The 21,194-nt window shown below is 35.8% G+C and carries 24 protein-coding genes; 20 read left to right on the forward strand and 4 right to left on the reverse strand.

All coding sequences use genetic code 11. The features are described 5' to 3' along the window. Positions 1–22 precede the first annotated feature (22 nt). Complete coding sequence (locus NSQ95_RS07000) at positions 23–523, forward strand: LURP-one-related family protein (RefSeq protein ID WP_342560541.1); 501 nt, start codon at positions 23–25, stop codon at positions 521–523. Positions 524–623: 100 nt separating this feature from the next. On the opposite strand, the gene NSQ95_RS07005 is transcribed toward NSQ95_RS07000, so the two are convergent. Both NSQ95_RS07005 and NSQ95_RS07010 read right to left on the reverse strand, forming a co-directional pair. Next, positions 624–1,175 carry a glutathione peroxidase gene (locus NSQ95_RS07005; protein WP_298473414.1) on the reverse strand — a complete coding sequence of 184 codons (552 nt, stop codon included), beginning with the start codon at positions 1,173–1,175 and terminating at the stop codon, positions 624–626. Between the two features lie 299 nt (positions 1,176–1,474). Beyond that, positions 1,475–1,660, reverse strand: a complete 186-nt coding sequence (locus tag NSQ95_RS07010) for a hypothetical protein (RefSeq protein ID WP_298473417.1) — start codon at positions 1,658–1,660, stop codon at positions 1,475–1,477. 149 nt (positions 1,661–1,809) lie between these two features. On the opposite strand from NSQ95_RS07010, the gene NSQ95_RS07015 reads away from it, so the two are divergent. The 8 genes from NSQ95_RS07015 to NSQ95_RS07050 all read left to right on the forward strand — a co-directional run bounded on the left by NSQ95_RS07015 (position 1,810) and on the right by NSQ95_RS07050 (position 9,202). Next, on the forward strand, positions 1,810–2,250 hold the full coding sequence (locus NSQ95_RS07015; protein ID WP_251552845.1) for a VOC family protein: 441 nt from the start codon (positions 1,810–1,812) through the stop codon (positions 2,248–2,250). A 61-nt stretch (positions 2,251–2,311) separates the two neighbouring features. Then, on the forward strand, positions 2,312–2,827 hold the full coding sequence (locus NSQ95_RS07020; protein WP_342560542.1) for a shikimate kinase: 516 nt from the start codon (positions 2,312–2,314) through the stop codon (positions 2,825–2,827). A 20-nt stretch (positions 2,828–2,847) separates the two neighbouring features. Next, positions 2,848–3,279 carry a GNAT family N-acetyltransferase gene (locus NSQ95_RS07025; RefSeq protein ID WP_342560543.1) on the forward strand — a complete coding sequence of 144 codons (432 nt, stop codon included), beginning with the start codon at positions 2,848–2,850 and terminating at the stop codon, positions 3,277–3,279. Positions 3,280–3,301: 22 nt separating this feature from the next. Continuing rightward, positions 3,302–4,126: a sugar nucleotide-binding protein gene (locus NSQ95_RS07030; RefSeq protein ID WP_340883889.1), complete on the forward strand. Its 825-nt coding sequence runs from the start codon at positions 3,302–3,304 to the stop codon at positions 4,124–4,126. A 222-nt stretch (positions 4,127–4,348) separates the two neighbouring features. Further along, the gene (gene dacB / locus NSQ95_RS07035; RefSeq protein WP_340883888.1) at positions 4,349–5,806 is read left to right on the forward strand and encodes a D-alanyl-D-alanine carboxypeptidase/D-alanyl-D-alanine-endopeptidase; all 1,458 of its coding nucleotides are present in this window, start codon (positions 4,349–4,351) and stop codon (positions 5,804–5,806) included. Between the two features lie 272 nt (positions 5,807–6,078). Further along, positions 6,079–7,773 carry a peptide ABC transporter substrate-binding protein gene (locus tag NSQ95_RS07040; RefSeq protein ID WP_342560544.1) on the forward strand — a complete coding sequence of 565 codons (1,695 nt, stop codon included), beginning with the start codon at positions 6,079–6,081 and terminating at the stop codon, positions 7,771–7,773. Between the two features lie 125 nt (positions 7,774–7,898). Further along, entirely contained in the window at positions 7,899–8,363 is a 465-nt protein-coding gene (locus NSQ95_RS07045; RefSeq protein ID WP_342560545.1) for a hypothetical protein, read from the forward strand. An 83-nt stretch (positions 8,364–8,446) separates the two neighbouring features. Next, complete coding sequence (locus NSQ95_RS07050; RefSeq protein ID WP_342560546.1) at positions 8,447–9,202, forward strand: SDR family oxidoreductase; 756 nt, start codon at positions 8,447–8,449, stop codon at positions 9,200–9,202. Between the two features lie 666 nt (positions 9,203–9,868). Here NSQ95_RS07050 and NSQ95_RS07055 read toward each other — a convergent pair. Further along, on the reverse strand, positions 9,869–10,762 hold the full coding sequence (locus NSQ95_RS07055) for a 3-hydroxyacyl-CoA dehydrogenase (RefSeq protein ID WP_342560547.1): 894 nt from the start codon (positions 10,760–10,762) through the stop codon (positions 9,869–9,871). 219 nt (positions 10,763–10,981) lie between these two features. On the opposite strand from NSQ95_RS07055, the gene NSQ95_RS07060 reads away from it, so the two are divergent. Genes NSQ95_RS07060 through NSQ95_RS07070 form a run of 3 tightly spaced genes read left to right on the forward strand, consistent with a single transcriptional unit; the run spans position 10,982 to position 12,694 of the window. Then, positions 10,982–11,449, forward strand: coding sequence for an Imm30 family immunity protein (locus NSQ95_RS07060; protein ID WP_342560548.1), 468 nt, complete (start codon positions 10,982–10,984; stop codon positions 11,447–11,449). 14 nt (positions 11,450–11,463) lie between these two features. Continuing rightward, complete coding sequence (locus NSQ95_RS07065) at positions 11,464–11,901, forward strand: GNAT family N-acetyltransferase (protein ID WP_342560549.1); 438 nt, start codon at positions 11,464–11,466, stop codon at positions 11,899–11,901. A gap of 10 nt (positions 11,902–11,911) precedes the next feature. Then, positions 11,912–12,694: a GNAT family N-acetyltransferase gene (locus NSQ95_RS07070; RefSeq protein WP_342560550.1), complete on the forward strand. Its 783-nt coding sequence runs from the start codon at positions 11,912–11,914 to the stop codon at positions 12,692–12,694. A gap of 310 nt (positions 12,695–13,004) precedes the next feature. Here the strand turns inward: NSQ95_RS07070 and NSQ95_RS07075 are convergent, their stop codons facing one another. Further along, positions 13,005–13,388 carry a hypothetical protein gene (locus NSQ95_RS07075; protein WP_342560551.1) on the reverse strand — a complete coding sequence of 128 codons (384 nt, stop codon included), beginning with the start codon at positions 13,386–13,388 and terminating at the stop codon, positions 13,005–13,007. Positions 13,389–13,545: 157 nt separating this feature from the next. On the opposite strand from NSQ95_RS07075, the gene NSQ95_RS07080 reads away from it, so the two are divergent. From NSQ95_RS07080 to NSQ95_RS07115, 8 genes are all read left to right on the forward strand, one after another. After that, entirely contained in the window at positions 13,546–13,920 is a 375-nt protein-coding gene (locus NSQ95_RS07080) for an immunity 22 family protein (RefSeq protein ID WP_342560552.1), read from the forward strand. Positions 13,921–14,060: 140 nt separating this feature from the next. Next, positions 14,061–14,837, forward strand: a complete 777-nt coding sequence (locus tag NSQ95_RS07085) for an NUDIX domain-containing protein (protein ID WP_342560553.1) — start codon at positions 14,061–14,063, stop codon at positions 14,835–14,837. A gap of 55 nt (positions 14,838–14,892) precedes the next feature. After that, positions 14,893–15,444, forward strand: coding sequence for an isochorismatase family cysteine hydrolase (locus NSQ95_RS07090; RefSeq protein WP_342560554.1), 552 nt, complete (start codon positions 14,893–14,895; stop codon positions 15,442–15,444). Between the two features lie 28 nt (positions 15,445–15,472). After that, positions 15,473–16,951, forward strand: a complete 1,479-nt coding sequence (locus NSQ95_RS07095) for a nicotinate phosphoribosyltransferase (protein ID WP_342560555.1) — start codon at positions 15,473–15,475, stop codon at positions 16,949–16,951. Between the two features lie 11 nt (positions 16,952–16,962). Then, positions 16,963–17,577, forward strand: a complete 615-nt coding sequence (nadD, locus tag NSQ95_RS07100; RefSeq protein WP_342560556.1) for a nicotinate (nicotinamide) nucleotide adenylyltransferase — start codon at positions 16,963–16,965, stop codon at positions 17,575–17,577. Positions 17,578–17,671: 94 nt separating this feature from the next. Then, positions 17,672–18,301 carry a hypothetical protein gene (locus NSQ95_RS07105; RefSeq protein ID WP_342560557.1) on the forward strand — a complete coding sequence of 210 codons (630 nt, stop codon included), beginning with the start codon at positions 17,672–17,674 and terminating at the stop codon, positions 18,299–18,301. Between the two features lie 129 nt (positions 18,302–18,430). Next, positions 18,431–19,243, forward strand: coding sequence for a hypothetical protein (locus tag NSQ95_RS07110; protein ID WP_342560558.1), 813 nt, complete (start codon positions 18,431–18,433; stop codon positions 19,241–19,243). Positions 19,244–19,493: 250 nt separating this feature from the next. Then, positions 19,494–21,047 carry a histidine kinase N-terminal 7TM domain-containing protein gene (locus tag NSQ95_RS07115; RefSeq protein WP_342560559.1) on the forward strand — a complete coding sequence of 518 codons (1,554 nt, stop codon included), beginning with the start codon at positions 19,494–19,496 and terminating at the stop codon, positions 21,045–21,047. Positions 21,048–21,194 lie beyond the last annotated feature (147 nt).

Consider the following 21,194-nt stretch of genomic DNA (forward strand, 5'->3'; position numbering starts at 1 on the left):
TGTAACAAAAGGAGAAAAAATTATGAAAAAACTTTATATAAAGCAAAAGGTATTAAGTCTAAGTGGCAAGTTCACCGTAAAGGATCAGCAGGAGAACGATGTATATTACGTTGAGGGCAGCTTTATGAAAATCCCCAAAACGTTCTCTATTTTAAATACATCCAGAAACGAAATAGCGCTCATTACGAAAAAAATGTTCAGTTTTTTACCGAAGTTTTTTGTGGAGGTAAATGGAAAAGAAGTACTAACGATTAAGAAGGAATTCTCTTTCTTGAAGGCTCGTTATTCAATTGATGCAGCTGGTATTGAGGTGCATGGTAACTGGTGGGATATGAATTTCCAGGTGTTACAGCACGGAGAAGTGGTAGGGCAAGTTAGTAAGGAATGGTTCACTTGGGGGGATAGCTATCAGGTGGAAATATGGAAAGAAGAGATGGAAGCTATTATCCTTGCATTAGTTATCGCAATTGACTGTGTAAAGGCGGACCAAGCAGCATCTTCATCTGCTACTGCGTCGATTTAAGCTTTAGATTGTCTACCAGCATTTCAAAATATGATTCTTGAATTCGAAAAACAAGAATCATATTTTGATAAAAAAATTTTACCCTTTAAACCAATGCTTATTATAATAATGCTTCAATATCCTTTTCCATATCAATGGTATCTGTAGTAGATTCATAACGATGTAGAACGTTACCATTACGATCTAATAGAAACTTAGTGAAGTTCCATTTAATCGAATTTCCTTGCATATAATGTGGTACCTTTTCATTAATGATGGAACTTAGTATTCGAGAAGACGGATGAGAATTGTTAAATCCTTTAAATGGCTTAACTGTCGTTAGGTAATTAAAAAGAGGTTCGGCTTCTTGATCTCTTACTTTTACCTTAGAGAACATTGGGAATTGTACACCAAAATTTATCTTACAAAACTGATTAATGTCTGAATTACTACCAGGCTCCTGGTCATCGAAATGATTAGATGGGAATCCTAGGACTACAAATCCCTGCTCCTTATAACGAGCATATAATTTTTGCAAATCTTCATATTGGTATGTAAAGCCACACTTGCTTGCAGTATTGACGATCAACACTACATTCCCCTTAAATTTTTCTAATGAAACCAAGTTACCACTGATATCCGGTAATTTAAAATCAAAATCATAGATACTCATCTTTTCTCCCCTATCCTCAAATAAAAACTTATAATAAGAGTCCTTAGACCTAATTCGTTAGACTCATATAATTGATTGTATTATAGTTCTTAAATAATTGCCAAATTATTGCTTGGTATGTTTATAGAATGATTTAAATCTATATATTTTAACTGCTAACTTACAAAAGGAGGAAGTGGAAGGAGGAAAGAAAAATCTTTTGTAGTATTTATAATAAGACAGTTTCTTGAGTCCCAATTTACTTAGGAAAAATCCATAAAAAAATACTAGAAAGAGATACCATCTAGTATTTGAAAAAATTATAAATTTTCGTTTTGTTGTTTGATCTCGTCGCCAGTTAGAATGATATTGGCCTCTTCGAGTGCTTTATGTTTATCAACAGAGTCACCAGGAACATGGTTACCGTTTGGATAGGTAGATCCGTTTTCAATCGTTATTTTTTCATTTTTAGGTGCTTTTGTATTAAAGTCATCCTGCTTTTTCATTTTTTCACTCCTTGTTTGTTATTAGTATCGTTTACCAATGTACAATTTCTGCTTTACTATTATGGACATCCCTTTAATAGACATACATTTGGCTCAATGAAAGATGGAATATCTCCACAATCTCGAAACTATACCTAGGAGGAATTACAATGAATCGCATAAATATTATTACACTTGGGACAAAGGATATCGTCCGTGCACATGAGTTTTACAAGAAACTAGGATTCGCTACTGCTGTAAGAGGACCAGAATCAAGTCCGCATATTATCTTCTTTAAAAATGAAGGTACTAAAATAGCTTTATATCCATTGGAAGACCTTTCTAAGGACATAGATTCAGCTAATCCACCCACGGTAGCCAATGGATTTACAGGCTTCACACTTGCTTATAATGCAAAAACTAAAGAAGAAGTGGATGAATTAATGAAAAAAGCTCATGTTGCAGGTGCAACTATTCAAAAAACAGCCAAAGCAACCGATTGGGGTGGTTACGGTGGCTACTTTACTGACCTTGACGGCTATTTTTGGGAGGTTGCCCACGCAGATTCCTGGGAGTTTGATGAAAATAATATGTTAATTATTGAAGATTAGCAGATAGGAGACTAAAATGGATAAGTTTGTTTTTATATTTGGACCCTAAGCAGTGGGCAAGATGACAGTTGGACAGGAGCTTGCGAGGGAAACAGGTCTAAAGCTGTTTCACAACCATATGACAATAGATTTGCTAGAGCCACTTTTTGGCTTTAGTGAGGAAATGTGGAGACTGACTCACGAGTTTCGAATGGAGATTTTTCAATCATTTTTGAAAAGTAATCAGGATGGAATGATCTTTACGAAGGTATGGTATTTTGACAAACAAGAGGATTGGGATGATATAGAGAATATCTGTCAAATGATGTCATCCAAAGGTGTTTCTATTTACTTTGTTGAGTTAGAAGCCAATGTGGAGAAGAGACTCGAACGAAATATGACACCACATCGATTAGAATGTAAACCAACAAAAAGAAACGTGAAGCTATCTGAACATCACTTACTAACAACAATGGAAAATAACAGATTAAATTCAATGCCTGGAGAAATAGAAAGAGAAAATTATATAAGAATCGATAATACTTTTTTGAGTCCATATGAAGTCGTACAAATAATAAGAGCTGAGTTTAATTTTTAATAAGAAAATGAGGGGACATAATGTTAGAGACAGTAAAAGAGCTAATTACAAGAGAGCAGTGGTCAGAAGCATTTCCTTTAATGAATCAACTAAGAACAGATTTAACGATGGAAACGTACATAGATTTATTGGACGAAATGCAGAAGGATGGATACAAGTTGTATGCCCTCTATGTCCAAGAGAAAATGGTTTCTTTAATCGGATTTAGCTGGCGAACGAACTTTTACAATAAGCGCCATATATTTGTTTACGATTTAGTAACGGATACATCACAGCGTTCAGGTGGCTACGGTGAACAATTATTAACATACATACATAAATACGCTAAAGAAAATGGTGCAGAGTACATAGCTTTAGAGTCAGGCTTACAAAGAAAAGAAGCCCACCGTTTTTATGAAAATAAATTTGAATACGACAAATGGTGCTATTCCTTTAGAAAAACGTTGAACTAAATAAAACAAAAGGAGCAATAAAATGAAAGTACTTATTCTTGGAGCCACTGGTTTTTTAGGATCTACCTTATATCAAAAGGCTATTGAGGACGAATCGCTAACCGTTGTTGGAACCTCTCGATTGTCAAACGCGGCAAAAAATATCATTCCTTTAGATGTAATGGACAAGCATTTAGTTGCACAGACAATAGAAAGTATAAAGCCGGATGTCGTCATATGGTGTCTTATGAGCATGGAAAACGAGGACCAGCTTATTGAAATTGGACTGAAAAATGTCGTAACACATTTGAGTGAAGACACCAAATTCATATTCTTATCTACCGATGCGGTGTTCGTGGATGGCAGGGGTGATTACGATGAGCTTGATCCAATTGGTTTGCTACCTTCCGAAGCTCGTCTAGCTATTTACGTAAATGCAAAACATGCCGGAGAACAATATTTGATGGAGAATCACCCAAACTATGTGATTGTACGCACAGGACCATTATATGGGGACAATCATTACATAGAAAGACGTACTCTCCAATTAATTGAGAATATAAAAGAAAGTAAACTATATAGCGCGTGGGAAAATGTATATAGATCTTTTGTGAATGTTTATGATTTATCAGATGCCTTGATAGAGCTAACTAAAAATAACGTGATAGGCATTCTTCATGCAGGTCCACCACAAAAAGAAAGCTATTATACATTTAATAAAAAGAGAGTGGAGCAGCTTGGATTCGACAGTACCTTAATTTGCCCAGTGATTGTTACAAAAGAAGAGAATCCCTACATTTCTCTAGATACCACTTTAAGGACAGATAAGATTTCTGAATTGCTACCAACCGTATTTAGGAATATATAAATTACGGAAAATCGATACATGCAGAGACGATGAATGTTCGACTAAAACAGCAAATACTCTCTAATACTAATTCAATAGACATATTTATCATAGGAATATTGATAGATGCTTTCCTTAACATACCACTCCGAAAATCCTCTTTTTTACTTGTTGGAAGGAAATTTCTTCTTTAAGTGGAATATGTCCCTAATCTATTAATGCAAATTAGAATGGGGGAAGATTATGAGGAAAAGGTGGGCAAGCCTTTTGATGGCTTGGGTCTTATTTGTGAGCATGTTTGGAATGGGGCAATTAGCTCAAGCAGAGGTAACAACAGAGGATGCTTTAAGTGAATCCATTTCGACAATCGTTCAAGAAAAACTGTCAGGTGCAAAAGTAAGTATTGCGATTATGGACCGGATGACTGGTGAAGTGGTGTATGACTATAATGGTGATACACCTATTAAACCTGCTTCCAATATGAAGCTGCTTACTACTGCCGCAGCGCTAGATGTTCTAGGAGAAAATTATCGTTTTAAAACAAGTCTGTATACGAGCGGTAAGCTATCTAATGGAGTATTAAAAGGAGATGTCTATTTACAGGGACAAGGCGATCCAACCTTAATGGAGGCAGACTTACGACAATTTGCTCAAGCATTGAAGGCTAAAGGAATTCAAACGATTGATGGAAGAATTGTCGGAGATGACAAGTGGTTTGATGATGAGTTGTTAACACCAGGCATATGGGCAAACGATGAATCGTATTACTACGCAGCTCCAATTTCTGCATTGACTACATCACCAAATGCTGACTATGATTCTGGAACCATTATTATAGATGTCAATGGTTCTGCAATCGGGAATGCTCCTACCGTAAAAGCAACACCCCATCTTGGAGATCTAGAAATTGTCAATCAAGCACAAACTGTAGCGGCTGGCCAAAGTAATACAATTACGATTGAAAGATCTTATCGAACAAATCAAATTGTCATAAGTGGCAATCTACCGATCGATAAGACTAAAAGAGAGTGGGTAACGATGCAGCACCCAACTACTCATACATTGACAATGTTCCAAGCCATATTAGAACAAGTAGGGATAGAGTATAAGAAACATAAATTGTTTAGAGCTGCCACTCCTAAAAGCGCTGAACTAATATCAGTAAAAGAATCTATGCCATTAAGAGAACTACTCATTCCTTATATGAAGCTAAGTAATAATGGTATTGCGGATATATTGGTTAAAACAATGGGCAAGGTCAACGGCAATCATGGAAGCACGAAGGCCGGCTTAAAGGTGATGGAGCAGTACGGTAATTCCATTAACTTAGATATGTCTAATTGGAAATTTGAAGATGGCTCTGGCATGTCTCACGCAAACTCAGTGTCCGGCTTGGCTATTAATGATTTACTTCTAAAGATACAACAGGAAGATTGGTTTGCCACTTATTTTAAAAGTTTACCAGTAGCTGCTCATCCTGACAGAATGGTAGGAGGCACACTAAGAAACCGTCTAAAAGATCCACTTACTTCAGGTAACGTTTTTGCCAAAACAGGTTCATTAACTGGCGTTAGTACGCTAAGTGGTTATATAGAAGGAAGTAGTGGGGAACAATATATTTTTAGTGTATTGGTACAAGATAAGTCAGGTACAGCTACAGTAATTGATGAAATTGTAAAGGAAATGGCTAGAGGACTATAAAATATTTAAAAACTAATAGAAAGGCCGGTAAACGAAAGTTTACTGGCTATTTCTATTGTCAAAATGAAAGTAAAAGTATCAAGTTAGAGAAGTGGCGCTTAATAGAATATATGATTTTGATTGACAGTCAAATCAAAAAGTGTGCTAACATACATATTTATGACGAATAATAATGAGATAATTCTAAAAAATCTAATTTTTATTTGATTTATTGCGATTAGTGAAATATATTAATAGAGTGCTTAATATGTTAAAAAAAGGGGATGAATGAAGTGAAAAAGAAATTATTATGGGTGTTTCTACTTACCTTAAGTATTTTGCTAGTTGCTTGCAATGAGGACAAAAATACTAAAGAAAGTTCAACGAAAGAACCAGAAACTACTGAGGGGAAAGATTCTGCTGAACTTGATGAAGTACAAGAATTAAATCTTGTTGCAGGTGCAGAGATTCCGTCAATGGACTCAGTTTTGGCCGATGATGCTGTGTCATTTAATTACCTTAATAACGTAATGGAAGGGCTCTATCGATTAAATCAAGAAAACATTCCTGTGCCTGCAATGGCAGAAGGTGAACCAGAAGTTTCAGAAGATGGATTAACCTATACATTCAAATTACGAGATGCTAACTGGTCCAATGGTACTCCAGTAACAGCAAAAGATTTTGTATTTTCTTGGAGAAGAGCAATTGACCCTGAGACAGGCAGTTCCTATGGTCCTTATATGATGCAAGGGTTAATAAAAAATGCAACCCAAATATCAATGGGGGAAATGGCAAAAGAAGAATTGGGCGTTGAAGCCGTGGATGATAAAACCTTAAAGGTGACGCTTGAGAGACCCGTACCTTATTTTATGTCCTTAATGTCATTTGGTACCTTCTATCCTCAAAATGAAGAATATGTAACTGAAAAAAGTAATTCCTATGCATCAAACTCAGATAACCTTATCTACAATGGACCATTTGTGCTAACTGAATGGGACGGGACTGGCTTATCCTGGTCATTAGAAAAAAATGCAACCTACTGGGATGCTGAAGTTGTCCAGTTGGATAAGGTTAATGTGGACGTAGTCAAGGAAACAGCTACATCTGTTAACCTCTATGAGAATGGGGAAAAAGATCGTGTAGGATTATCAGGAGAATTTGCACTTCAATATGCAAACCATGAAGAAGTAATAAAAGAATTAAAACCTACTATCTACTATTTGAAGCTAAACCAAGAACGTGATGGTCAAAAAACAGCCCTTTCAAATGTGAAAATTCGTAAAGCAATTGCTATGTCCTTCAACAAAGAGGATTTGGCATCAGCTATACTGGCAAACGGTTCAATACCAGGTGATTTCCTAGTGCCTAAGGGACTGACATTCGATGAAAATAAAAAAGATTTTCGTGATATAAATGGAGACATGGCAAAGTATAACGTTGAAGAAGCAGCAAAACTATTTCAAGAAGGAATGGAAGAAGAAGGACTGACTGAATTAGAGCTAGAATTAGTTGGTAATGACAGTGAGCTTGCTAAAAATATGGATGAATATTTAAAAGCTCAGATGGAAGGAAATCTTAAAGGGCTTACTATTAAGCTGATACCAGTTACATTCAATGTGAAATTGGACAAGGATGCAGCGCAGGATTACGATATTCAAAGCACTGGCTGGGCACCTGACTTCCAAGATCCAATTACCTTCCTAGAATTATTTGTTACAGGTTCACCGCAAAATAATATGTCTTATTCAAACCCGGAGTTGGATAAACTGATTGACCAAGCAAAAAATGAACTTGCATTGGAGCCTGAGGCACGCTGGGAAGCACTAGCAAAAGCCGAAAAAATCATTATGGAGGAAGATGTTTCCGTCGCATCGATGTATCAGTCAGGACTCATGTCACTACAAAAACCATACGTCCACGGAATTATATCTCATCCGTTTACAGGTGATTATAGCTACAAATGGGCTTATATTTCAGGAAAAGAATAATCCGTAAATGATGAGTGTATATCCATTATTGGATATACACTTTTTATTTCACCTATTCTAGACTGCATATTTGTTACAAGGGTGGAAAGTATAATAGTATTCGATTAAAGGAGGCCATACATATCTTGAAGCAAGAAAATAATGAAAGTGCTAAATTAGGGAATAAAAACGTTGCTACGAATACGGCTTATGGAGATCCCATTAAATCTACCAAACCCTCAATAAATCAAGAATTTAAGCAAGCATCCTCCCAAATTGCAGATAGTACACAAAAGCCAATGATGAATGACTATGGAAAACAGAATACTTCCAAGGAATATACAACGGATCGGTCATACGGAGACCCTTTAAAATCAGATGCACGACCTATGGATTATACACACAAAGCAGCATACTCCATTATTGCAGAGAGTACGGAGAGGGCTAGTACAAAAAAAGCGAATGAGAAGGAAGACCCCACTAGTTTCACTGCATACGGAGACCCAGTGGTTTCTTCTAGCGAATCTATAAATGAAAACTATAAAAATGCTTCTGCAATTATTACAAAAAGTACAGAGGATACTGGGCATGATGGGGCTAGAATCAAATAGTATAAATATATAATAGCATTTAAATTGAGATATAAAGGATTAAGGGGTAGGATGAAATAGAAAAGAGTTAAGGAGGTAATATTATGGACAGACTTAAGGATAGGGTTGTTATTGTTACAGGAGGAGCAGGAGGCATTGGGCTAGGTATGTCCAAGGCGATGGCTAAGGAAGGAGCAATAATAGCAATTGTTGATGTGAACGAAGAAGCTGGTCAAGCAAGTCTAAAAGTACTTCAGGAAATATCACCTAAATCGATGTTTTTAAAGGCAGACTTAATGGATAGAGACAAGCTTCCTACAATTATCACTACAGTAGCAGAAGCGTATGGAAAAATTGATGTTTTAGTCAATAATGCACATGCATCTAAACAGGTGACGATTGAAGACACAACACAAGCAGATTTAGATTTGTCATTCGGCACAGGGTTTTACCCAACCTTCTATTTGATGCAGGCAGCACTTCCATATTTAAAAGAAACAAAAGGAAATGTGATTAACTTTGCATCAGGCGCTGGATTAGCTGGACACGAAACACAAGGGGCGTACGCTGCAGCAAAAGAAGCAATTCGAGGAATTTCCCGTGTGGCAGCCAATGAATGGGGTCGCTTCGGTATTAACGTAAACATTATTTCTCCTATTGCCGACTCTGAAGGCGTACGAGCATGGGCGAAAGCACAGCCTGAATATTACGAAAATGTTCGCAGCAAAATCCCATTAGGACGCTTCGGTGATGTGGAAGAAGATATCGGTCGCGTAGCAGTTTTCTTAGCAAGCGAGGACTCTAAGTATATAACTGGTCAAACAATCATGGCAGACGGCGGATCTATAATGCTACGCTAAATATATGAAAAAGTCAGGGTGAATTGTTTCTCACTCTGACTTTTTAAATGTGTATTTTTATTACTCTCCGCAAGGTACCACTCCTATATGCTTGTTTCGTAAAAAAACTAAATTCTCTAGACTTACTAGATGCACTAGACTACGGTAAATCTCCTTCTGAACTAACAGTTCCATTTGAATTGTAGTAATTCATTGTGTGATTGTCGTAAAGTAGAGCGGCATTGTAGTAAATGAAAGTTAGATTGTAGTAAATTTCATTTCAAATTCACAGTCAGATTTGGATTGTAGTAATTTACTGGGTGAATGTCGTAAAGTAGAGCGGCATTGAAGTAAAGGAGGTCTAGAATGTCGTAAATTTCTTTTCAAATTAACAGTCAGAAATGGATTGTAGTAATTTACTGGGTGAATGTCGTAAAGTAGAGCAGCATTGTCGTAAAGGAGGTCTAGAATGTCGTAAATTTCTTTTCAAATTAACAGTCAGATATGGATTGTAGTAATTTACTGGGTGATTGTCGTAAAGTAGAGCGGCATTGTAGTAAACGAACGTTAGATTGTCGTAATACGCTGGAAAATTTTCGTAAAGCACAGCATTATTGTAGTAAACGAGCGCTATACCAAATAGATTCATGAAAAAAAGAAGACTAATAAATAGCCTTCTTCAGAAAATTATTTCAAAAATTTAGGATCTTCATATTTTGGATTTGGATAATCATAAAAACCTTTTCCATTTTGAATTCCCAATCGTCCTTTATCGATTAACTCCGTTTTAAAGTATGCTGCTATTTTCGCCTTTTGCTCATTTCCTAATTTTGCTTTTTCAAGTGCAATGTTATATGGGGTGTTTAATCCTATAATGTCTAGCACTCCGAAGGGGCCTCTGTTTACGCCCATACCTGCCATCCATGTTTTATCCACTGTCTCAGGATCAGCAATTCCATTTGCGACTAAATTTTGAGCGGCATCTAAAAATGGTACTAATAAGGAATTTAAAATGTAGCCAGGCTGTTCCTTATGGATAGGTAAAGCAATCATATTAATTGCTTTAGCAAATTCAATCACCTCTTCAAAAACCTGAGGTTCTGTGCCTTCATGTTTCATAATTTCAGCCGTGTTGTTTAACCAAATTCTATTTGCAAAGTGTAAATGTAAGAATTTCTCAGGACGACCCGTAAACTCAACGAGCTGACTAGGGATCATAGTGGAGGAATTTGACGCAAAGATTGTTTTCTGTGGAGCAACCTTCGACAAATTTTCATAAAATACTTTCTTGATATCCAACACTTCGGGAACTGCTTCAATTACTAAATCCACATCCTGAACAGCCTCAGCTAAGTCCGTATGCAACGTTAAACGATCATAAGCTGTATCTACTGCTTCTTGAGTTGCACCTAAGTCTTCTTGATAGCTTGCTTTCAGCCCAGTAAGTCTTTCCTTTGCCTTCTCTAACGCTTCTTCATTAATATCATATACGGCTACTTTAAATCCGTAAAAAGCTGTCTGAAAAGCTATTTGACTTCCTAAAACTCCACTACCCGCTACCAGTACCTTATTAGTATCCAAAATAGTTCACTCCTCTATGCTCTAATAACTATTAGTTATTATCTAATTTGACATTATTATGTATTAGAAAATAAAAAATTAGTATAAGACAGCTTGCTATTGAGTGAAGGTGAAAATGATGGAAAATTACATTTATTCATTGAAAAAGAAAGGAAAAAAATTAAATACATGTTAAAATTGAACAAGAAGCACAAATATTTAGTTTTAGAGAGGACGCTAATGGACTATACAGAAGTAATTCATAGGTTGAAAGATAATCGCTTGATGCATTCTGAGCAAGAAATTATTTTGTTCGAAGAGGCATTGGAGGAAGTAGCAAATACAAATGATGTTCACTTTATCGGTCAGCTGATGGGCGTGTTAGACGATGAAACCGAACAGGAAGAAGTCATGTGGGGCGTTATACATACAATAGAATACTTAAGTGCGTTTTCTCCTAAGAAAGGCTTGAAACAAATGATTGCTGCTGTTCCAATGAATATCGAAAAAAGTAGAGAGTGGATGGTGTTTCTACATTATAGAATTTTAAATCATGATGAATATAGAAATTTATTTATTGAAGCATTAAAAGAGGCTGACATAATATGCAAAGGCGTTGTATTGAATCTACTAGAAGTTATAAGGGATGATAATCCAATTGATTTTACAGATAAAGTAGAAGAGGTAAAAAAAGGATTATGCACATAGAAAGGAAGAAAACAGTGGAATTGAGAATAATACGAGAAGATACCGATGAATCTAAAAAAAATATTAATGAAAGATTGTATTATTTTAATCTAGCACACTTTCCTGAGGACTTGAGAGGGAGATATGAGGAAGTTAACTTATTTATAAAGGATGAGAAGGATCAAGTGCTAGGAGGAATAATGGGAGAAGTATGCTGGAATTGGCTAGAAATTCATGTTTTGATAATGGATGAATCGCTACGTAAGAACGGGTATGGTTCAAAGTTGTTGATAAAAGCAGAGGAAATAGCTAAGGAAAGAAAATGTGATTTCATTAAACTGGATACTTTAAGCTTTCAGGCATTAGAGTTTTATAAAAAACATGGGTATGAAGTGTATGGAACTCTGCCTAACGTTGGTCGGGACTTTGACCATTATTACATGAAAAAAGATTTAATGTATGAAAATAGATAGGGGTAATTTAATGAACATGCAAACTATACATATGCTAGATATAGCATACTGCGAAACATTTACTAGAAGAATTGATAGATCATGGGGGATTCTATTTTGTAACGAGAATCAGCCTGACTACTATGATGCTAATCATGCAAGGATAATGACTGCTTGCGACAATTCACATGAAGTAGCTGAAGAAGTCATAAACTTTTTTCAATCCAAAAACATCGTACCAAGATTCTACATTTATGACCTAGAAAACCAGCAAAACTTACTGACCGAACTAAAATCGAGAAATTTTAAATATGAAGAATTGATAAGTCCGGTACAACTATGGGATAACAAAGTTATTGATATCTCCGCTGACCCTAAGGTGACAATTGAAAAAGTGACAAATGAAAATTACCGAGAAGCGATTGAGATTGAGGGAAGTATAAAAGAGTTCGGTGGTCTGGAAGTAATGGAAAAGGTTTTTGAGGAGCAATTTAATCACCCAGCATTCACTCATTATCTACTTCGTTATGATGGGGTAGCCTGCTCCTCGGCTTGTATTTTTGAAGACGGCAATCAAGCTAGAATGGAAAGTGTAGCAACATTAGAAGCATTTAGAGGAAAAGGATTAATCGGACAAATCATTCATCATATTCAGCAAGAAGTTACAAAAAAGGGAATTGAAAAGCTATGGGTTTTCCCTATAAATGAAACCATCGAAAAGGTCTATCAAAAATATGGTTTTGAGACAGTACATAAAGCAGTAGCGGGTCATGCATTTTTAAGCGGGAAGAGTATTAAAGAAATTCAAAGTTAATTTTCATGATAGCTTGGTTCGTATTAATCGAACTAAGCTATTATTTATAAATCTATTTCATATAAGTAGTTTTGAACTGTAGCTATCCTAAATGCAAAAACATTAAATAAGTAAATGAGGTAATTAAAATGAAATATGCCCGATTTTTATATTTTAGTATAGTGTTTATATTTTTGATGTTATTTATAAATCTATATATTCTAATTGAACCATTCCACCATATCGTTTTTATGATAGTTGGTATAACTTTTATTATATCTTCCTTTGTATATTATAAATATCAAGAAAAGAGTTAAAATGGCTTAATTAGCTATTCTTCATCGAATTCCTTAAAATAATTCTCTATTGCTTCGGGGAGCACTTCTGCCCGAAGGATCGTTAGTTTATTCGTCCCAGGACTGGTTTCTATAAGAACTGATTCTGTATCATCATCATACTGAATAACGGTGAATTGCCGAATCATTGACGGGCTACCTTTCTCGCTTTTTAATACGTCATATGCCTCTTCAGAAAAATAATTCTCGTAGCCCGGCTCCAACAAATGGTGAACACTCGAGAATTCTTCTGAGAATCTTAACTCTTGATATAGTTCTAAGGAATCTTCCGGCTTCGTGTAGTAGTCATATAACAAGGGACCAAAAAAAATCACAACTATTAATATTATAACGGTTACTTGAATGGTTGGTTTCCTCATATCACCTTTCCTCCTCTAATTTAGAATTGCTAAAAGTAACACAATGATTATACCATGCGAATTATAATTGGGGTATATTTCCAAAAAGAAGCGATCAGATTGTCTCGAGTTTAATGAGTAGTTTATTCGCAACAAATATATGAAGGAGTAGATGAGGATGTATAAGCAAGGAATGGTTTCCATTTGGCTTGGTAATATCAAAAACCAGAGCTTGTTATATGGGTACGTGGATGTAACTTATGATGAGGATGGAGATTCCATTCCTTCTAAATTTTATTTGGATTTTAATATTGATATGGATGAAACAGACGAGGACTTCATTGAAAAAGATTTTGTTAGTAAGAAGAGTGATGATCTATCCAAACTTTTAGAAGGGTGTTCATATGATGATGTTATAATCCCAAATGTTAAAAAGAAAATTAATATAACAAAACCATATAATGCATTAATATTAATTTATAATTTTGAGTATGAAAATAATATCCAAGCAGCTGGCGATTTTGAATTCGTAATTACTACTAGGTACGAATAAAAGGAATAAACATTTTGCATTTAATTTCGACTTTTCGTTTGACTTTTTTAATTCCAAATATTACAATCAAATTAAGGTTAACGAATTGTTAATCAAAACACCTTTGGAAAAGAATTTTTTCTTCAGAAGGAGTGATAAACATGTCTAACGAAGAAGCATTAAAGCAGTATGATATCAGAAAATATAAAACACCGGACGGCTATACATCAGATATCGCAGTTTTTACAATAGTTGCAGAGAACAAGGAAGAGCATAAACCACCTATCATGTCTCTGAAGCTAATGCTGATCCAGCGGGCCTTACTGAACGCGGAAGGCGATACAAATATAGAGGCAGGAAAATGGGCGCTACCAGGAGGTTTTGTTCAAGAGGATGAAACTGCTTTGGAAGCAGCTAAGAGAGAGCTTGAGGAAGAAACAGGCGTTGAAAATGTGCTGATCAAACATTTCGGGGTGTATGACACACCTGGTAGAGATCCCCGTGGATGGATTATTACAAATGCACATTACGCTATTGTTCCGATGGATTACCTTTCTAAAAGAAAAGCTGCAGATGATGCAGCAGAAGTGGAGTTATTCTCCATTGAGGAAGTGTTAAATCTCTCATTAGCATTCGACCATCGGGAAATCATTACAGATGCTATTCACATGATTACAAATGATTTGCTCCAAACGACTGTTGCTAAAAACTTCTTGCCAAAACATTTCACTTATTCAGAGCTGCAAGCAGTATTAGCAACTGTAACTAATGAACCAGGTATCCTTAGCGAGCAATCCTTTGCTAGGAAAATAAAAACGCTGCCGTTTATTCAAAAAGTGGAAGGAAAGAAAACGCAAAGAACATCTAAGTCTCCTGCTGCATTATACGAATTTTTGGAAATGGATATTGTAAAGTCTATTTACACGGCTAGATATTAATTTTTTTATTATTAATGACTAACGATTTGTTTATTAAAATAATATTTAGGAGGAAATGAAAATGAAAGCACTTATTAACATTGATTACACTAATGACTTTGTTGCAACAGAGGGAGCATTGACATGCGGAAAGCCTGGGCAGGACATTGAGCAGGAAATCGCTCGATTAACAGAATCATTTATACAAGAAAATCATTATGTAGTTTTTGCAATTGACGTGCATCATCCAAACGATCCTTATCATCCAGAAACTAAATTGTTTCCTGCTCACAATTTAGAAGGAACAGAAGGCCGTAATTTATACGGTAGCCTGCAGGAGATATATGAAATTCATAAAGATAGTAAGCAAGTGTATTGGATGGACAAAACAAGGTATTCTGCTTTCGCGGGAACGGATTTAGAGATAAAACTACGCGAAAGAGGAATTAACGAGGTTCATTTAGTTGGAGTATGTACGGATATTTGTGTGCTTCATACTGCAGTGGATGCTTACAATAAAGGTTTTAAGGTCATTGTTCACAAGGATGCAGTCGCTAGTTTCAATCAAGTAGGACATGACTGGGCTTTAGGGCATTTCCAAGGGTCTATAGGGGCAGAGGTTATTTAATCGAAATTTAGACTGGGAGGTTTGTTCAATGGAACGATTATATAAAGACGATAGCTTAGCTCTTCATACGGACCTGTATCAAATTAATATGGCCCAAACGTATTGGAGAGACGGATTTCATAATCAAAAATCGGTGTTCGAAGTTTATTTTCGTAAGCTGCCATTTGGGAATGGCTATGCTATTTTTGCAGGTCTAGAGAGAGTGATCGAATTTATCAACAACTTCCATTTCTCTGAGACAGATATCGATTATTTAAGAGACCAAGGCTATGAAGAGGAATACTTAGATTACTTGAAGGGTATTCGATTTACTGGTACATTACGAAGCCTTAAAGAAGGCGAGCTAGTATTCCCGAATGAGCCAATTATGCGTATAGAGGCACCACTGGCCGAGGCACAGCTGATTGAAACACCTATTTTAAACATCATCAATTTCCAAACACTTATTGCTACAAAGGCAGCACGGATCAAACAAGTAGTTGGTGATGATACAACATTGGAATTTGGTACTCGCAGAGCACAGGAAATGGATGCTGCTATCTGGGGCACAAGAGCAGCTTATATTGCAGGCTTCGATGGAACGTCCAATGTGAGAGCTGGAAAACTGTTTGGAATTCCTATTGCAGGCACACACGCACATTCATTGGTTCAGGCTTATATCGACGAATATACAGCGTTCACCAAGTATGCAGAGAGCCACAAGGACTGCGTGTTTTTAGTGGATACGTACGACACATTAAAATCTGGTGTGCCCAATGCGATACGAGTAGCGAAGGAGCAAGGAGATAAGATTAATTTTAAGGGTATCCGATTGGATAGCGGAGATTTGGCCTACTTATCTAAAGAGGCTAGAAAGATGCTGGACGAAGCAGGATTTAAAGACACGAAAATATCTGCCTCTAACGATTTAGATGAGGCAACAATTTTAAACCTGAAGGCGCAAGGGGCCAAAATCGATACATGGGGAATCGGAACCAAACTAATAACTGCATTTGACCAACCGGCACTAGGAGCGGTCTACAAAATAGTATCTATTGAAGGAACGGACGGAGAAATGGTAGACACCATCAAAATAAGTGCAAATCCTGAAAAGGTTTCGACACCTGGTTTGAAAAGAGTCTACCGAATCATAAATCGCAACAATGGAAAATCAGAAGGGGACTACATTGCTTTAGAAACCGAAGAGCCACAAAAAGAAGAGCGATTAAAGATGTTCCACCCGGTTCATACATTCATAAGTAAGTTCGTGACCAATTTTGAGGCAAGAGAGCTGCATCATACAATTTTTGAAAACGGCAAGCTTACGTACAAAACTCCTTCTATATTAGAGATTCGAGAAAATGTTCAAGAAAATCTAGAGCTACTATGGGATGAATATAAGCGCCCGTTAAATCCAGAAGAGTATCCGGTCGATCTGAGCCAAAAATGCTGGGATAATAAAATGAATCGCATCGCAGAAATCAAAGAAAAAACGCAGCAAATGATGAAACAGAAAAAAAGTTTATAGGGGGAGTAAATATGGCTAGGATCGGAATCTATGGATCATCCTTTGATCCCATTACGAATGTCCATCTGTGGACAGCAAGTACGATTGGGCGCAGATGTCGTTTAGATAAAGTAATCTTTTTACCTTGTTCGCACAAAAGAAGAGATAAAGAGATGAATGTTGCAGACAACCATCGTTGGAATATGATCTTACTCGCTATCGAAAACAATGAAAAATTCGAGGCAGATGATTATGAGATGAACCAGGAAGCCTGGAATGCAAATACGTATCAAACGATGAAGCATTTCAAAGAAAAATATCCGAATGATGAAGTATTCTTCATCATGGGAGCAGATTTACTAGTTGATATAGGTGCAGGTAAATGGAAAAACGGTGAAGATTTAGTGAAGGAAAATAAATTTATTGTCATGGCAAGGGACGGAATTGATATGCTAAAGGTAATCAGCAAGTCCCCTATCCTAAGAAACAACGATGAAGGATTCCACCTCATAGACAAGGGACTAGCAATGGAAATCAGTTCCTCCTATATTAGAGATGAATTTGCAATGGGTGGAGAGCCGAGATATCTTCTTCCAGATAAATGTTATGAGTACATCTTAGAAAATGCACTGTATCAAAGAAAATAAACGAAGGCGCCTAGTTTAGTAATTAAACATAGGCGCTTCTTTAAACTATTGCTAAGCATTTTGTTGAATGCAAGTGTAGATTGAAGTGGTAAAAATGGTATTTATTCATTTAAATAGTTTAAGTAATTTATCCGAACAGTTGAAAGGAGAACAAGGAATGCGCTCTCATGAGGAATTAGAGGAGCAACTAATAGTATTTATCAAGCAAATGCCAACTATGAAGAATAAAGCAGATTTAATAGAAGCACTAGAAAGTATTTATAATATGGATATAACCAATTTTCAAAATCTACTAGAAAAGAGCTATAAGGAGTTTGAGGATTGGTTAAATACACTGTTAAGTAAAGAAAAAATACCAAAAGAAATAGTAGCTATTAATTTCGGAATATTTGATAAAAAAGATAGCTTTCAGCTTTATATTTCGGGCTCCATGGAATGGGATGGGTATGATGATGACTGGGCAAGTAATAATGATTATTTTCCACAAGGCAGATATGCTGAAATAACAGCTTATAAAACGTTGTACCATTTATACGAAGAGCAGTTCTACTTAGGTTTATTTTTAACTCTTGCTTCTACAATCATTTTTACACATACATACTTACAATCTAATATTTCAAATTTCCCAGGAAACATATTTTTTGCAACAGGATTTGATGATGGTGATCTATACAATTTTTGTGGAAAACATGATAATACCATGGTTCCTCTCATTTATCGGTAAATAAAAGATGGAGACATATTTATTCATCTTTTCTTAGAGAGTTTAAAATACTATGTAAAAGATATTAGGGACCTTATAGTGTTACAAATTATAAAATTATAAAATTATAAAATTAGGAGAAATGAACTCATGATAAGAATGCACAATTTACCTGAAAACATCAAAGAGGCCTTAAAACCTTACTATAATAAAAACGAAAAACCAGATGTTTTTCCGGCAAAGTTTTCATTTAAAGGAGAGCTTTATTACTATTTTACATTCGCTCCTGCAGCTGAACAGGTGATTTTACGCAACGATGGAAGCGCTCCTTACTTCGAGGAGATAAAGGAAGAAGCGCTACTAGCAAACAATTTTAATGTTTGTATTGAGAAGTTTGTACATATTGGAGCTGGATGGGCAACTGCAAACAGGCTAGGTAACTATGAAAACTATAAAAACATACTTACCCAAATTAAAAGGAAATTAGGTCCATTCCCGGAGGATGTACAAAAAGCATATGATGTAGTCAAGCATGTCCCCGATATAATTATAGAAAATCAACATCAAATAGTAGATGCCGTGAAAAAGGCGGATGAGTTGTGGAAAGTAGCAAGTGATAAAGAGCTGGTTACCGATCAGGATGAAGAAAAATTGGAGTCCTATTTAGTTGAAATGATTCAGGCACAGGTTAGACAAAATGATATTCAAATGAAAACAGATGAGGAAAGAAGGATAATTAGTGAATTTGTTTCCTTAAAAAAATGGGTTAACTTACACGCATTTATATTATCCATCAGGCTAAGACCCTTTGATAAATACATGTTTAGTCGTAATCATGAGGATGCGGACGAATGGGCTGAGCTTAGAGATATGGCGCTATATAGTAATCGAAAAGCAGAGGAAGTAAAGGATCATTATATGATTTTCGATAGCTTAAGAAATCCTAGATTAAATAAAGAGTAAGGTATTTAGATGAGAGGATAATTTGAAATATTGTGACGTCACCCTATCGTCCTTAGCGTTTTAAACACGTTAAGAACGATAGGGATTTTTTGATGTCTACAAAGCAGCTTTGATTGAAGATAAAGTGATTATTCTCGTGCCACAAAAGTGTATTCATGACACAAAATAGCAAAACAGTCTCTAGTACAGGATAATCTACTACTATATAATATAGGATGCATGAAAGATAAATTGGAACGGAGAAAAATTATTGACGCACATTCTAGTAGTAACATTAGCGGGCATAATAAGCTTGTTTCTTAGTTTATATATACGAGTTAAAGCGAAAGATGCTCCGGGAGTAAAGCCGTATATTGTAGTTACCATATTGTCATCGATTTTCACATTTGCTTATGCCTTTGAATTAGCAAGCACGACCTTAAAAGAAATGAAGTTTTGGCTCGGAGTTGAATACCTTGCCATGCCATTCATTCCTGTATTTGTTCTATTTATGTGTATGGAGTATGTAGGACGCAAGATTAAAACATGGAACTATGCTATTTTCGTCATTCCCATCACTACGATATTTATGATGCAAACGAATGATCTGCATCATCTTTATTATAAAACAATGAAAATAAATAGCGATGGTCCATTCCCATTATTAGAGCTAGAATGGGGCCCATGGTTTAATGTTCATGCTATCTTCTTATTTTTATGCTTAACTATATCTGTCTTCCTATTGCTTAGGGAATACCGTAAATCTCTGTTTTTGTTTCGTATGCAAACTTTATTGATGGTGGCAGGTTTTATTACGCCTATCATAGCTAATTATTTTTATTTAAATGATTGGAGTGAAGGAATAGACCTTGGCCCGATTTCTTTAAGTATTGCTTTTACGTTCCACGGGGTAGCTCTGATATCCTTACAAATGTTCAATGTCGCTCCCATTGCTAGGGATAGTGTATTTGAAAGCCTAAAGGAGGGAGTGCTTGTTTTAAATCAAAACAAAGTGATCGTTGATTATAATAAAGCAGCACTATTTGTAATCCCAACTTTAAGTGGTCATCATATTGGTAAACCGATCGCAGAGGTTCTCGCTGAAAATCCAGAACTTAAAGAGAGGTTAGATGAAGAAATAGAGTCTGACTATACTAGCTTACTAGATGAGCGAGTTACACACTTTCGAATTAATTTTACAGAAGTGATCAATAAAAATGGGTTACAGGTCGGTAAAATTATTACCTTTATTAATGTTACGGAAAAAGTGCAGATGGAAGCAAAATTAAAACAATTAGCAAGCATAGATGGGCTTACCCAGGTATTAAACCGTACATTCTTTATGAAAAAAACGGAAGTAGTATTTGATGATATATCGATAGATGGAGGTAATATTTCTATTGTCATGTTTGATATAGACCATTTCAAAAGAGTAAATGACACTTATGGACACGAGGCAGGAGATGTAATCCTGACTAGTGTCACAAGCATAGTAAAGAAAAATTTACGCTCCACGGACTATATGGGTCGCTACGGAGGGGAAGAGTTCATTATTTGTATGCATGATACTTCTTTGATGGAGGCTGCTAATAGAGCAAATATCATTCGACAAGCAGTTGCAGAAAGCTTAGTCGCTTTTTATAATGAAGAAATACAAGTAACATCAAGTTTCGGGATATCTCATGCTCTTCTGGAAGTAGGAGAAGATAGATATTCCATTCAACAGCTAATTAGGGAAGCTGACCAAGCGTTATATGCTGCAAAAAATAAAGGTAGGAACTGTGTAGCAATATATAATGCTGACGAACTATTACTTCAAATCTAATAAAGACGAGTGAGTAAACAGGTGATCTGTTTACTCTTTTTTTTATAAATAAGAATAAAGACTTAGGATTAATTAATACAATAGACTTAATTTTTCTAGATATTAGTAATCCTTATGAATTGTTTTGATGATTTAATCCATTTCATC

Source organism: Psychrobacillus sp. FSL W7-1457 (genome assembly GCF_038593405.1).
Classification (GTDB): Bacteria; Bacillota; Bacilli; order Bacillales_A; family Planococcaceae; genus Psychrobacillus.

Coding starts and splice junctions, on each gene's coding strand:
- NSQ95_RS07000 (WP_342560541.1), top strand. CDS start 23: ATGAAAAAACTTTATATAAAGCAAAAGGTATTAAGTCTAAGTGGCAAG.
- NSQ95_RS07005 (WP_298473414.1), bottom strand. CDS start 1,175: ATGAGTATCTATGATTTTGATTTTAAATTACCGGATATCAGTGGTAAC.
- NSQ95_RS07010 (WP_298473417.1), bottom strand. CDS start 1,660: ATGAAAAAGCAGGATGACTTTAATACAAAAGCACCTAAAAATGAAAAA.
- NSQ95_RS07015 (WP_251552845.1), top strand. CDS start 1,810: ATGAATCGCATAAATATTATTACACTTGGGACAAAGGATATCGTCCGT.
- NSQ95_RS07020 (WP_342560542.1), top strand. CDS start 2,312: ATGACAGTTGGACAGGAGCTTGCGAGGGAAACAGGTCTAAAGCTGTTT.
- NSQ95_RS07025 (WP_342560543.1), top strand. CDS start 2,848: ATGTTAGAGACAGTAAAAGAGCTAATTACAAGAGAGCAGTGGTCAGAA.
- NSQ95_RS07030 (WP_340883889.1), top strand. CDS start 3,302: ATGAAAGTACTTATTCTTGGAGCCACTGGTTTTTTAGGATCTACCTTA.
- dacB (WP_340883888.1), top strand. CDS start 4,349: ATGAGGAAAAGGTGGGCAAGCCTTTTGATGGCTTGGGTCTTATTTGTG.
- NSQ95_RS07050 (WP_342560546.1), top strand. CDS start 8,447: ATGGACAGACTTAAGGATAGGGTTGTTATTGTTACAGGAGGAGCAGGA.
- NSQ95_RS07060 (WP_342560548.1), top strand. CDS start 10,982: ATGGACTATACAGAAGTAATTCATAGGTTGAAAGATAATCGCTTGATG.
- NSQ95_RS07070 (WP_342560550.1), top strand. CDS start 11,912: ATGAACATGCAAACTATACATATGCTAGATATAGCATACTGCGAAACA.
- NSQ95_RS07075 (WP_342560551.1), bottom strand. CDS start 13,388: ATGAGGAAACCAACCATTCAAGTAACCGTTATAATATTAATAGTTGTG.
- NSQ95_RS07080 (WP_342560552.1), top strand. CDS start 13,546: ATGTATAAGCAAGGAATGGTTTCCATTTGGCTTGGTAATATCAAAAAC.
- NSQ95_RS07085 (WP_342560553.1), top strand. CDS start 14,061: ATGTCTAACGAAGAAGCATTAAAGCAGTATGATATCAGAAAATATAAA.
- NSQ95_RS07090 (WP_342560554.1), top strand. CDS start 14,893: ATGAAAATGAAAGCACTTATTAACATTGATTACACTAATGACTTTGTT.
- NSQ95_RS07095 (WP_342560555.1), top strand. CDS start 15,473: ATGGAACGATTATATAAAGACGATAGCTTAGCTCTTCATACGGACCTG.
- nadD (WP_342560556.1), top strand. CDS start 16,963: ATGGCTAGGATCGGAATCTATGGATCATCCTTTGATCCCATTACGAAT.
- NSQ95_RS07105 (WP_342560557.1), top strand. CDS start 17,672: ATGGTATTTATTCATTTAAATAGTTTAAGTAATTTATCCGAACAGTTG.
- NSQ95_RS07110 (WP_342560558.1), top strand. CDS start 18,431: ATGATAAGAATGCACAATTTACCTGAAAACATCAAAGAGGCCTTAAAA.